This is a genomic window from Lacinutrix cladophorae (assembly GCF_053604645.1).
On record NZ_JBSHNR010000121.1, the window covers coordinates 109,140 to 124,266 of the forward strand.

Genomic DNA, 15,127 nt, shown 5'->3' on the forward strand with positions numbered 1-15,127 from the left:
AGTCCTCTTTTTAAATATTAAAAAGCCTAAACAATAATGTTTAGGCTTTTGTTATTTCCCTTATCTTTTTAGGGTAAAATGAGATGTAAACTCTTTTAAAACACCAGCTTCTTCATAAGTTAATACAAACCAATAATCACTAGATGGAAGAGCATTACCATTAAAAGTTCCATCCCAACCTGGTGAATTAGAATGTAATTGTTTTAATAATTTACCATATCTATCGTAAATATTTACTTTGCTATTTGGTTGATTACTTACAGCAAAAACATTCCAAGTATCATTATACCCATCATTGTTTGGTGTAAGTATTTTAGGAAAATCTATAATAGTAATATTTTCAATAGTAATAAAATCACAAGCAGGTGTTCCTGTTTTTCTATCATAAACGTAAACTGTGTGTGTACCACTACTAACATCAGTAAATACACCTCCATTATCTAAAATAGGCCCATCATCTAATTGATACCAGTATTCTCCATAGCCATCTATCTCAACAGTAATACTTGGATTATTACTAAAAGTTTCCGATTGAGAAACAGCAACAAAAACAGCTTGTCCCGATTGAAAAACTTCAAAAGCTTCACTAATATCGGAAGTACAATTTGTTGTAGGTAGAATTTCTTCAATAACTAAGGTATATAATCCAGGGGCAGCTGTATCTACGGTATATGTACTTTGATTAGCACCAACTATTTCCGTATCATTTAAGTACCATGTATACATATAATTAGCATTCTGCAGATCACTAACTAAAATAATTGGATTTTGTACTAGCTCTGTTATAAAGTCGACACAAATAGTATGCAATCCGTCTGCACTAGAGATTATAGGTTTTAAAATAGGATTTACAATAATGGTCATGGTTTCAGTAACACCACATTGTCCTGCATCTGGAGTAAAAGTATAGGTTGTGGTTATAGTATTATCTATTGCTGGGCTCCAAACTCCTGTAATTCCATTATTTGAAGTGGTTGGTAAAGGACTTAATGTTTCGCCAACACATATATCTGCTACTGGTGTAAACGTAGGTAGAATACTTGTATACACAGTAATGGTCATGGTTTCTGTTGTAGCACACTCCCCTGTATTTGGTATAAAGGTATAGGTAGTAGTTGTAGTATTATCTAAAGCAGGACTCCAAATTCCTGTAATTCCATTATTTGAAGTGGTTGGTAAAGGACTTAATGTTTCGCCGCTACATATATCTGCTACTTGCGTAAATGTTGGTGTAACAACAGGGTTTACAGTTATAATCATTGTTTCAGTTACAGCACATTGTCCTGCATTTGGAGTAAATGTATAGGTTGTAGTTGTTGAATTATCTAAAGAAGGATTCCAAACTCCTGTAATTCCATTATTTGAAGTGGTTGGCAAGGGGTTTAGTGTTTCGCCAACACATATATCTGCTACTGGTGTGAATGTAGGTATAACATTTGGATTTACAATTATAGTCATGGTTTCTACTGTCCCACATTGTCCTGCATCGGGTGTAAAAGTATACGTTGTTGTTGTTGTATTATCTATTACCGGACTCCAACTTCCTGTAACACCATTATTAGATGTAGATGGTAATACAGCTAAAGTCTCACCACTACATATTGCTGCTACTGGTGTGAATGTTGGTGTAATTGTTGGATTTACAGTTATTGTCATCGTTTCCGCTACTCCACATTGTCCTGCATCGGGTGTAAACGTATATGTTGTTGTTGTAGTATTGTCTAATGATGGACTCCAACTTCCTGTTATACCATTATTAGAAGTAATAGGTAATGGAGATAAGGTGTCTCCATTGCATATTGCAGGTACTTGTATAAATATTGGTGATACAATTGGATTCACCGTTATAGTCATTGTTTGTGTTGCTGCGCACTGTCCTATATCTGGAGTAAAGGTGTATGTTGTTGTCGTGGTATTATCTAAAGCAGGACTCCAACTCCCAGTTATACTATTATTAGATGTTGTTGGTAATGCTGCTAAAGTTTCACCATTACAAATTACTGCTACTGGTGTGAATGTTGGTGTAGTACTTGGATTTACAGTTATAGTCATCGTTTCCGTTACTCCACATTGTCCTGCATCGGGTGTAAAGGTGTACGTTGTTGTTGTGGTATTATCTATTACTGGACTCCAACTTCCTGTAACACCATTATTAGACGTAGATGGTAATACAGCTAAAGGCTCACCACTACATATTGCTGCTATTGGTGTGAATGTTGGTGTAATTGTTGGATGTACAGTTATAGTCATCGTTTCCGTTACCCCACATTGTCCTGCATCGGGTGTAAACGTATACGTTGTTGTTGTTGTATTGTCTAATGATGGACTCCAACTTCCTGTTATACCATTATTAGAAGTCGTTGGTAATACTGCTAAAGTTTCACCATTACAAATTGCTGCTACTGGTGTAAACGTTGGCGTAGTGGCTGAATTAACCGTAATGGTCATCGTTTCTGTAGCCCCACATTGTCCTACATCTGGTGTAAAAGTGTAAGTAGTTGTTGTTGTATTATCTATTGCTGGACTCCAACTTCCTGTTAAACCATTATTAGAAGTCGTTGGTAATGCTGCTAAAGTTTCACCATTACAAATTGCTCCTACTGGTGTAAAGATAGGCGTAATTATTGGGGTTACAGTAATTACCATAGTTTCTGTAACTGCACATTGTCCTGCATCTGGTGTAAAGGTGTACGTAGTTGTTGTTGTATTATCTATTGCAGGACTCCAACTTCCTGTTATACTATTATTAGATGTCGTTGGCAATGCTGCTAAAGTTTCACCATTACAAATTGCTGCTACAGCTGTAAACGTTGGTGTAGTGGATGGGTTAACCGTTATTACTGCATCATCTATTAATACTTGAGAACATATAATACTTCCCGAACCATCTACAACTTGTACATTTTCTAAGGTCACTGTTGTGTTAGTAGTAAGTATTTCTGTAAAAGTTGCATTTCCAACACCATCTAAAACTATTTGTTGTGTTGCACCACCATTTATGTTATAATGAACGGTTGTATTTTCTGTTCCTGAAATAGTAAAAGTCACCGATTCTCCTTCACAAATATTTGTATTAGAGGCTGATATAACAGCATCAGGGATAGGAGAAACGATTAAATCAAAATCGACTAAACTATAACAATCCGTTACACTTGATAATACTTTAGCATAAATTTGTTGTGGATTACTTGTATTTGCATAAATTCCAGGAAGTGGATTAACACCATCTGTTGCATCAGCTAAATTTGCATAATACTGAACAGTTTCGTTAGCTAAATCGTTACTAATACTACTGTTTAAACCTGCCAAATTAAAAATAGAAATATCAGGAGTTCCACTACAAGCAATTATATCGTTTATTGCGTTAGCATTTGGTGGAGATGGAAATGCTCCTGAACCATTATTAGCTGTTCCCGTCCATTGAATTTGAAAACCACCATCACCATGCGGGCGGTCTATAACTATAAAATATGTATCGCCAACATTTACATTTAACCAATATACATAACCGTTTCCGCTAGCACCTGGACCTGTTTGAGTTAAAGTTGTACTACCATTAATTCCTGTATGATTATTTGGCAAACCTGCTGTATCAGGATTGGTTGTTGCACAACGAATAGGGCTTCCTAAACTAGAACATGAAACTGTTGGTCCTCCAAAAACCCAAAAATCATAATCCACCAAAATATCTGGATCATTAGGAATTAAATCAAATCCTAAAGTTCCTGCTTGCAAGATATTTACTTCTAACCACAAGGAATTATGTTCAAAACTTGAACATGCGTTCACTTCTGTTGGATTCATTCCAGGACCTGTTGCATTAGACATAAAATTACCATTACCGCACACTGTTATGGCATTTCCACAATCGTTTGGTTCTTGTGCGTTTACTTGCGAAAACAAGAGAAACATTAACCCAAAAATTAAAAACTTTTTCATTGTTCCTATTCATTATTATCTAACAATCTAAAAGTAATTTATACTTATAGAAACGTAGATGATTCCATTTCTTGACTATTTAAAAACAGTCATGAAAACTCTATTTTTTTACTATTAAAAACTCAGAACGTCTGTTTTGCGCGTCTTCAGCTTCAGAACAATTAGATTTACAATCAATTTTTGGCTGACTGTTTCCTAACCCTCTTGCAGACAATCTACTTTTGTTAATTCCTTTAGAAATTACATATTGTATGGTTGCTTGTGCTCTTCTTTCAGATAATTTTAAATTATATGCTGCACTACCTTTGGTATCTGTATGTGCTTGTACTAATATTTCCATTTCTGGATATTCCTTCATAATAGTTACTAGTTTATCTAACTCACTAGCTCCTTGATACGTAATATTACTTTTATTAAACTCGAAGTAAATAGAATTCAGTTTAACTTCGGTATCTGTAATCATTTCATTAATTACTTCTTTAACAGTTGGATTTAATGAAGCTTCAATTTCTATAATATCTTCATTCGTATATTTAATTGGAATGGATAGATTTTCATATCCTTCTTTTTCTAAATGAAGTGTATAATTAGATTCGCAGTTTACATGAAAGCTAGTTTCTCCGTTTTTTTTGGTGTTTTGAGTAGCAATACTATTATTTTTTGCATCTCGTATAGAAACTTTAGCTTTTTCGATATTTTGATTTGTTTTAGCATCTTTTACCATAGCGATCACTTGGTATTGACAAATAGGGTTTGCTATAAATATATTATCTACACCATTTCTATTAGATGAAAAGTAACCGACTTTTTTAAGCGTATTAATACTAAAAGAAAAGTCGTCACTCTTAGTATTTATGTCGTTTCCCAGGTTAACAGCTTCCTTATTTTTATTGAGATCTACTTTAAAAATATCGAATCCCCCAAATCCTTTTCTTCCTCTAGAGGAAAAATAAAGAATATTATTGTCGCTTATAAAAGGAAAACCTTCTTTTCCTGCTGTGTTTACAAACTCTCCTAAATTTTCTGGTTCACCATAGATTTCGTTATTAATAGTAACTTTCCAAATATCGGTATCTCCTAAACCTCCAGGCATATTAGAAGCAAAATAAAGTGTTTTACCGTCACTACTTAAACTTGGGTGACTAACTGAATAGTCTTTACTATTAAATGGAAGCGCTTTAATATTCTTCCATTTTCCATCTATTAAATTAGCTATATACAAGCCTTGTTGGGATAGTTTTATTTGTTTTTTATCTATTTTTTTATAAATCCCTTCGCTATGGCCATCCCTAGAAAAAATCATTGTTTTTCCGTCTTCACTTAGAGTAATTGGCCCATCGTGATAAGGTGTATTTAAACTATTAACTGCTTGCGGTTCAGAAAAAGTGCCATCTTCATTTCTAATAGATGTATAGATATCTAAATATGGATTGTTAGTCCAGTTATCTTCTTTTTTACCCGTGTCTCTAGTACTAACAAAGTATAAAATGTTATCGTTAGAAAGAACAGCACCAAAATCACTTTGTTCTGCATCATTAATTCCTGTATTCTCTACATCAAACAATTTAGAATCATCTGCTAATTTTGGAATATAATTAGGGTTTATTAAATGTTCTTTGGCACGAAGATCTTTTGGTAACATTTTTGCAAAAACATCCATCTGTTGGTTTGCTGCTTCATAATTTCCTTGCGATTTTAATACTTGTGCATAACGATAATACGTTTCTGCATCTTGTTTAGCTTCTATAGCTTTAGTGTACCATTTTGAAGCTTCTTTAATATTAAAAACATTATAATAACTATCTGCTAATTGCTTATATATATAGTTATCTGCTTTTTTATCTTTTACAATACCTAAGTAAGCCTCAATAGCATCAACATATTGATAGCTATTAAAAAGCTTGTCGGCTTTTTCTGAATATTTGTTTTGTCCATAACTTGCTGTTATTAATAATAGAAAGCAAAGGAGACTAAGAATATTTTTCATTTTTAAATGTTTTTTTATTAGAAAAATCTAGGTGAAATAGATACTTTTTTCGGGAAATTTAAATCGAACAACAACATTATTTCATGAGAACCTGATGTTGTAATATTAAGATCTGATGTTGTATAATCGTAAGCATAACCAATTCTTAATTCTGGTGTGATTGCAAAGTTAGCCATTGCTCCTACAGCATCGTCTAAACGATATGTTGCACCAATTTCAAATTTATCGAAAAATAACACATTTGCAGAAACATCTAAAGATGTTGGTGCATTAAATGCCGATTTAAGTAAAAAAGAGGGTTTAAATTTAGTGTTTTCAGATAGATTAAAAACATAACCAGCAGATAGGAAATAATGCATGACATCGGTTCCGTATTTATATTCCTGTCCGTTATCTGTAACATCAAGATAGGTGTTTTTTAACATATTAGGAACTGCTAAAGATACATAGTAACGATTTGTATAATAAAACAATCCTGCTCCTAAATTTAAATGCGTATTGCTAGTGTCCTGACCAAAAGCTTCGTCATTAACGTCTGGAACATACCCGTTTCCTACCTCGCTAAATAATCCTATTTTTTGAAAAGTAGCTCCACCTTTAATTCCAAAAGCTAATTTATGTGCATTTTTTAAGTTAAGAGTATAAGAGAAGTCTACATATACATTATTTTCTTCTACAGGACCGATTTTATCTGAAATCACAGAGAACCCTAAACCTACGTTTTTACCAACAGGACTATGCGCTGAAAAAGTTGCTGTTTTTGGTGCATCATCTAATCCAACCCATTGTGAACGATATAATAGACCTAATGCTAAATTTTCTTTAGATCCTGCGTATGCTGGGTTTACAATATTCATATTATACATATACTGCGTATACTGAGGATCTTGTTGTGCATTAGCACTTACAAAAGACATAAGTATAACTGTTATTGCTAGATATATTTTCTTCATCTGTTCTTTTTGTTTTTCAATTAATGCGCTCTATTTATATACACCCAACCTGTATCGGAGCTTCCGTCTTCTTTTTGAATCGTATAGAAATAGGTTCCATCTGGCAACTCGTTACCTTTGTTAGATTTTCCGTTCCATTGGTTAGAATAGGTCCCATTGAAGCTATATACTTCTTTTCCATATCTATTAAATATTTGAAGATTAGTTACTCCAAACCCTGTTAAGTCGAAAGTGTCATTTTTACCATTTCCGTCTGGCGAAATTCCTCTTGGAATATCTTTACAAGAAGAACGCTCTGCTGTAAAAGATGCTGTTGTAGTGCAGCTACCAAAACCAATGTTTACTGAAAATTGAGCGGGAGCAACTGTATTTGGGTTTTGATTTGTATATTCTGTTACATTAAATATGCTAGAATCATTGCCAACTACATTTCCATTAACATCCATCCAAGTATACGTTACCTCATCTGGATTATAAGAACTATTAAGTGGTCCAACTGTTAACCAGTATTCTTCGTTGTTACAAGCACCATCAATTACAGCTTCAATAGCATCTAAAATAGTGATGTTAAATGTATTAACATTACCTTCTGAGCAATTAGAAACATTTTCTAATACTTCATACGTAATTGTGTAATTTCCAATAGTACTTGTTGAAATATTTATTTCACCCGTTGCTGCATTAATAGATAATCCTGCTTCTGCACTAAAAGTTCCTCCTGTTGTAAACCCGATTACTGTTTCAGGTAGTATATTGTTGCTTGTTGCACAGTATACATCTTCTAAGTACGTAAAATCGGCAACTGTTGCTGTTGCTGCAGTTATTTCTAAATTTACAGTAAAGTCTCCACCTTCTTCACAATCCGCTTCGTTTGCAGTATAGGTATAAGTTACATCATGCATACCTATTGTTGCGGCAGATAAATCTAACGCTCCAGTTGTTGCATCTACTGTTAAAGTTGCAGAACTAAATGCTCCTCCTGTTGTAAATCCTGTTGCTAGGTTTGGATTTATAGTAGTTGTTTCTAACTCACAAAATGTAGTTGCACCATAATCGAAAGTAGTAACTGATGCTGTAGCTTGCGTAAACTCTATAGATGCAATATATGTTCCAGCAAGTGTACATGTTGTTGTATCTTCATTAAAAGTATACGTTACCTCATGAACTCCTACTGTTGCAGATGTAATATCAATTTCACCTGTTACTATATCAACTGTTAATGTTGCCGCACTAAATGTTCCTCCTGTTGCAAAATTATTATTTAATGTTGCTGTTGGATTATCAGTTGCTAAAACACAAGTAGTTGGATAACTAAAAGTTAACTCTGGTGTAATTGTATTATTAACTGAAAGCATAAACGTACTTATATTACCTTCTCTACATGTTGCAATGTCTTCGGTAATGGTATAAGTGACGGTATAATCTCCTGCTGCACTTGTAGATAAATTAATTTCTCCAGTTGTTGCATCCATAGTCAAACCTGTTTCTGAACTAAAAACTCCTCCTACTGAAAATCCTGTTGCTAATACTGGTAGTACATTAGCGTTGTTAGAACAATACATACTTTCTGTATACGTGAAATTGGTTACAGTTGCTATTGCATCTGTAATTTCAATACTAACAGTATAGTCTCCATCTTCTTCACAATTCGCTTCATTTGCCGTATAGGTATAGGTTACATCATGCATGCCTACTGTTGCGGCAGATAAATCTAACGCTCCAGTTGTTGCATCTACTGTTAAAGTTGCAGAACTAAATACTCCTCCTGTTGTAAATCCTGTTGCTAGGTTTGGATTTATAGTAGTTGTTTCTAACTCACAGAATGTAGTTGCACCATAATCGAAAGTAGTAACTGCTGGTATTGCTTCCGAAAATTCTATAGTAGCTATAAACATTCCTGAAAGAGTACAGGTTTCAGTTTCACCATCATAGGTATAGGTTATATCGTGTGTTCCTTCCGTTGCTGAAGTAATATCTATTTCTCCTGTTGCTGGATCTACTGTTAAAGTTGCAGCACTAAATACTCCTCCAGTTACAAAATCATTAGCTAAAACTGCTGGTGGATTATCTGTTGCTAACACACAAGTACTTAGGTAACTAAAGGATAACTCTGGTGTAATTGTTTCGTTAATTGCAACTACAATTTCAGTTCTTGGACCCTCACATCCATTTTCATCTTGATTGGCAACATAATACGAAATATTACCAGCTGTTGTTGTACTTGGAATTGGAGCAGTTGCGCTTCCAGTTCCACCAATAGCTTCTGTATACCAAATTAATGTATATTCACTTGTAGTTGTTGCTGTTAATGGGTTTGCAGTATCATTTAAACAATACTCTACAGGACTTTCTACTTCTGGAGCATCACTAATTCCTTCATAAATAACTTCAATATCATAAAAACAGTAACCAGTCTGCCAAGTAAAAATATAGGTTCCAGAATGAACAAAATTGATAATTTCTGTTGTGCTATTACCCGGATCAACTATAGTTACCATACCTGGATTATTTTCATCAGCTGACCATGTACCTTCACCATTAGCTACGACAGTAGCGGATGCATTAGTACAATCTACTGTAAAAGAAGTAGTTACTATTTCATTGTTAGCAGTAATATTTACAGCATCTAAAACATTACCTATTTGATTATCTTTAGATCTAAATATAAAGCGTGTCATTGCCTGTCCATCTGGTACAGCGTACTCACCAATAACTAAATCCCAAGCCTGGGTTGCACCTAAATGTTCATTAATCATTATGTAAGGACCACCAATAGGTCCTGCAAATAATTGAATGGAATTATCATCAAACCTTGCAAGATGTGCATAACTGAAATCCATTAAAGAGATTTCTGAAGTATCAAAATCTCTATAATATCCTTTAATGTTTGGATCGTTTGGATCTATGGTCACCCCTTGGTCTGCTAATAACTGTGCACATTGCCCACCTTCATAAGGCTGAAAACCTGGAGCATTTAAAGATTCCCAATAAAAGATATTATTAGAAGACTCTAAATTGGAACGCCATCCAGGAACAGCATTTACCGAAATAATGGTGGTTACACCACTTAAACCAGTTAAAACTGGCTCTTCAAAACCACCATTAATTATACTAACATTACATAAATCTTCTGGTGTTTTAAGACACACGCTAAATCTATATGCTGTAGGGTTGTTACTATTTAAAGTTAGTCTTAATTTGTAATTCTCACCAACTACTAATTCTGAAGCATACATAGCAACTAAGACATTATCGTAAGTACATGCTAATTCTTCAAGATTACCTCCACCATTATCTTTATACAGTGTCATAGTGATTTCTGGATATACTGGATCTCCATTGCTATCTCTAAAACTTCCGTTGATATTATTTATTTCAATAGTATGAATTAATGATTCGGCTGTAAAATCGAACCACACATCTCCACCGTTTATACCATCACAACTCATCGCTTCTGAAGACACAGTTGCACCAACAAAAGAAGCTTCAACAATTGTTTCATTACAAATTTCATTGTTATTAATAGGAATTGTTACTGCATTAGAAATATCATCGTTTCTAACAAACTCAAAAGGTCCGGACCAATAACTTTCATCATCTGTTCCACAAATTGCTCTTACAAAATACTCATAAGTAACTGTATTTGGATCATTGAAATCTGCAGCTATTGGTGTGTAAGAATTTGTTGTAACGATAGTACCTGATTGTGGAAGTGTACCATTTTCTATAGATTGAATAGCAACTTCCCATTGCGTTTCACTTCCACCTGCAGTCCATGAAAATACAGATTGGTTATTAATCGTTAAATCTGTTGGTTGTGGGCAAGTAATATTTCCACAAATAGCTGTACCATCGTAAACCGTAGTTCTTGGTGTTAATCCTATAGGGCTAGTGTATATAGAAGTACCAGTAGCATCTAATATTTCGAATTGATAATTAGCATATTGCGGAGCATAACTTCCTATGGTATCAAAATATAATGAAAAGGATATACCTGAGCATAGAAAAACATTAAACTGCTCTTCTACTTCCCCATTAAATTGTAATGCTTGTAAGGATTGGTTATTTTGAGTTAACACCAATTCTGCAGAAACATCTGTATCGCTAGTTAGTAAAAATGTGTATTGACATAAATTCTCGAAACTACATTTAGTAGTAACTTCTTCAGGTCCTATCCACTCCCCTTCTATATTTCCATCACAAACAGCTCTTACATAGATATCATACATTGTAGAAGCATCTAATCCCGTTACTGTAAATGGATTTGTTGTAGCAGTATATAAATAAGCAGGATCTGTATCACCTACTGGAGCAGGGCTTCCTGTTGGTTGTACTGAAATTTCCCATGCTGTCTCTGTACCATTCGCTTCCCAATTTACTTGTACTTGCGTATCTGTAATATTATTTAATGTTAAGTTAGTAGGTTCTGCACATTCTGGAATATCTTCAATATTAACATTGTCTATGGCTAATGTTTGTCCTCTGTATGGACCAGTACTTGCAAAAAATGGTACATGAAAAGCAATATTAATATTACCTGTTATACTAGCAGGGAAATTAATAATTTTAACTCTGTATTCCACATTATTTATTATTACTGGATCTGTATCTGAATCGTAAAGAACTGTAGTAAATTGATCTAAAGCAGCTCCGTTTGTAGATAAAAGCACATCAAGATCTTCGGTAAAGAAACTGTCATTAACTCTATAATAATATCTTAAACGTTGGTTTTCTGTAATGGTAATTGTTGGCGAAATAAGCCAATCATCATTTTGACCATTTGAACCTGTAAACATTACAGCTGCTTGGTCACCTTCGAAAGTAAAGGCTGTTGTGTTTAGTTCCCATGTTTCGTCATCATCATTATTATTTATAACCCTCCAACAGTCTTGGGTTTGAGAATCAGAATTAAAAGTTTCAACAAAAGGAGAAGCAATAGGATCACACAAGGTTGTAAAAGACATAGGACCAATCCATTCGCTACTATCTGTGCCACAATTTGCCATTACATAAAACTCATAAGAAGTATTGGCAGACAAACCAGCAGCAGTATAACTAGCATTTGTAACTGCAACTCCAGCATCGGTTGGAATACCAGAACCTTGCGGTTGTACCACAATACTCCAGTTGCTTTCTTGAAAACCAGGAATCCAAGATACCTCTGCACTATTTGCAGATAAGGTATTCACCATTAAATCGGTAGGGTCTGGACAGGCTGGTGCATCTACAATACTTACGTCATCTATATTTAAAACGGAAGCTGCTCCTGTAAATTCTGGAGGTACTCTAAAAGCAATATATACTGTACCTGTTCCTTCTATTACTACAGAGTTTTCGATATAATTTGGATTTGTAAAAACTTCTAGAGGTAAAATTTCAGTAAAACTACTTGTATTTGTATTTGTTGTAGACATTAAAACCTGAAGTCCAAAACGCGGCGAACCAGCAAAGAAAGAAAATTCAGCTCGATATTTATAACTTAATAGTTTAGGTGTTCCATCTAAATTTATTGCTGGTGAAATTAAATAATCGTTATAACTACTACCTGCTAATAATTGCGCTTCTGTTTCTTCTATAGTCCATGTATTACCATCGTTATTACTATCTGTAGTAGTCCAACAAAATTTTTGAGTATCCTGATCTTGATCATTAAAACTTTCATAAAAAGGAGTAACATATGAAGTACATAATGTTGTAAAAGGTACTGGACCTATCCATTCACTTTGATCGTTCACATCGCAATAAGCTCTTACATAGTATTCATATCTATTACCAGGTGTTAAGCCATTTGCTATATAAGGAGCGTTGCTAGATGTTAAAACACCTGAACCTGTTGGAATACCCGAATCTAAATCTTGAATTGCTACTTCCCATTGTGTTTCTTGATCTCCAGCCGTCCAAAACAACCAAGCAGAATTTGTAGTAACATTAAAGACAAGTGGATTCGTAGGGTCTGGACATGTTGGTTTATCTTCAATAAAAACATCATCTATGGAAACTCTTAAAGCCGTTTCTGTAGTATTTGATTCTACAATCCATGCAATGTTTACATTACCAGTAATAGTTTCTGGAATATCTACAATGATTTCTTGAAAATCAGTATTATTTATAGTAGTTGCAGGTAATAAGACCGTTGTAAAATCATCTACACCAATACCAGTATTTGACAATCTTACGGTGTAGGTTGAAACACCTTGAGTGGCTCTATGTTTATAACGTATTCTTTTTTGTACACCATCATTAAAATTAACTTGTGGTGATACATAAAAATCATTACTTACTCCGTATGCATTATTAATTCTTGTTTGTAAAGTAGCATAACCACCAATAAATGCCCAAGTAACGCCATCATTATTAGCGTCTATGGTTGTCCAGCAAGGTTCTGGGTTTGTATTCGTTGCTGTAGCAAAATCTGTTGTATAAGGTGTGTTAAACACTGTACATTGCGTTGTAAATGTAGTTGGTGAGCTCCAAACACCTGCAGTAGTGCTACAAATAGATCTTACATAAACATCATATGTTGTAGCAGGAGTTAACCCTGTATTAACAATATTATTAATGTTAGTTGCTGTTGCAGTACCTGAACTTGTTGGTTCACCTGTACCTGTTGGTACAATTGCATATTCCCAAGAGTCTGAAAACCCTCCAATATTATCCCACGATAAGTTTACACTATCTTCCGTTAAGTTATTGTATACTATATCGCCAGGAGGAGCACATGTAGGACTCGTAATTTCTAATTCGAAACAAATTCCAGCTGTTGCCGTTAGTTGAGAAGATACAACAATTATATATGTTTCTCCTGCTTGTACTAAAAAATTAGATATTGTTTTTGGGTCAAATGGATCTGTAGTTAAAGTACCTGCAACACAATTAACGCCAACATCAGAGCAGCTTTCATAAACAAATAAAGAACTACTATCATTAAAACAATTATCACTTCCACCACCAGCTTCAACAAAAGTTGTTTGTGTTAATGTAAGCAAACCATCTTCAGAAGGTGTATATGATAAAAAGATTTTATTTCCATTTAAATAATTGGTAGTAGTAGCTCCAGGTACACAGTTTGTTCCTTGTGTAGTATAAACAACATCCGGGTTTTCCCAATTATCTAAATTATCTGTTAATATATATGGTATGCTAGAAATATCTGGTATTTGAATAGGTGCATCACACGACAAACCTAATTTTAAAGTTTGAAAAGTATAGGGGCCTGTAAACTCACTTTGTGTGTTATTATTACAAATTGCAGATATGTATATATCAAATTCTGTATCGCTATCTAAGTTTGACATTGTATAGCTTGTTCCTGTAACAGGAATACCACTTGCAGCAGGAACACCACCTGTAGGTAAAATTTGAATTTCAAAATTTGTAGCTGTTGGATGTGTCCATGTTATTTCTGCTCCATCAATAGTTATCTCATCTATAGAAACATTTTGGTCTTCAATTTCAATACAACCTTCAACAACTAAAACCTCATCTACAAACCAAGCATCTCCAGTTGGTACGGTTCCATTTTGCGTATTTACTGCAACAAAAGCTATATAAACATTAAACCCGGCTGGTATGGAAGTAGGTATTTCTACTACTTTCTTTTCATAAGAAGTTTGCGAACCTACATTTAAATCTGATTCTGTATAGGATTGAATTACCACGTTAAAGCCATTAACATCTGGTTGTGCTGCAGTAGAGAGTCTAATTTCATAAGTAGCTCCATTATCTATCTCACTAGATTGTTTTGTGTAGAATTGAATTTCTCCATTTGTAGGAACAGCAACTTGTGGTGTTACTAAAAAGTATTGTGCCGTATTTTGGTCTCCTATGTTATCTGCACTTGGGTTTACAGAAACAGCATTAGTACCTAAATAACCATCTGTTGTAGTTTGCCAGTTACTAGTACCTATACCGTTGTTAATTAGTGACCAAGTTGCAGGAATTCCTCCATCAAAGTTTTCGGTTAATTGAGCAAAACTTTTACTTAAAAAGAAAAAGCTAATTAGCAAAACCAACACAAAATTTCTGGTTAAGAAGTTTTTGTTTTTAGTTTCTAATTTAATAGCACTAATTTCTTTTATTGAAAAGAAATTAGTAATTGCTACAGCATTTTGTAACTTATTTCTCATGTGAAGACATTTTCGGTTAGTAATTCAATGTCTAATATAAGTATATAATGAACTCGTTTTTTGCGTAGTCTTTGTTTTTTACCGAAATTTGAAAGATAAAAAAAACCCACAAACACCTTGTT

4 protein-coding genes are annotated in these 15,127 nt (G+C 34.1%); all 4 read right to left on the reverse strand.

The genetic code is table 11. The features are described 5' to 3' along the window. Positions 1-60: 60 nt before the first annotated feature. On the reverse strand, positions 61-3,939 hold the full coding sequence (locus tag ACVC3Y_RS13555; protein ID WP_452227183.1) for a T9SS type B sorting domain-containing protein: 3,879 nt from the start codon (positions 3,937-3,939) through the stop codon (positions 61-63). Positions 3,940-4,039: 100 nt separating this feature from the next. Next, positions 4,040-5,926, reverse strand: a complete 1,887-nt coding sequence (locus ACVC3Y_RS13560; RefSeq protein ID WP_452227184.1) for an OmpA family protein — start codon at positions 5,924-5,926, stop codon at positions 4,040-4,042. 17 nt (positions 5,927-5,943) lie between these two features. Continuing rightward, positions 5,944-6,879 carry a PorP/SprF family type IX secretion system membrane protein gene (locus ACVC3Y_RS13565; RefSeq protein WP_452227185.1) on the reverse strand — a complete coding sequence of 312 codons (936 nt, stop codon included), beginning with the start codon at positions 6,877-6,879 and terminating at the stop codon, positions 5,944-5,946. Positions 6,880-6,899: 20 nt separating this feature from the next. Then, on the reverse strand, positions 6,900-15,005 hold the full coding sequence (locus ACVC3Y_RS13570; protein WP_452227186.1) for a choice-of-anchor J domain-containing protein: 8,106 nt from the start codon (positions 15,003-15,005) through the stop codon (positions 6,900-6,902). Between the last annotated feature and the right edge of the window lie 122 nt (positions 15,006-15,127).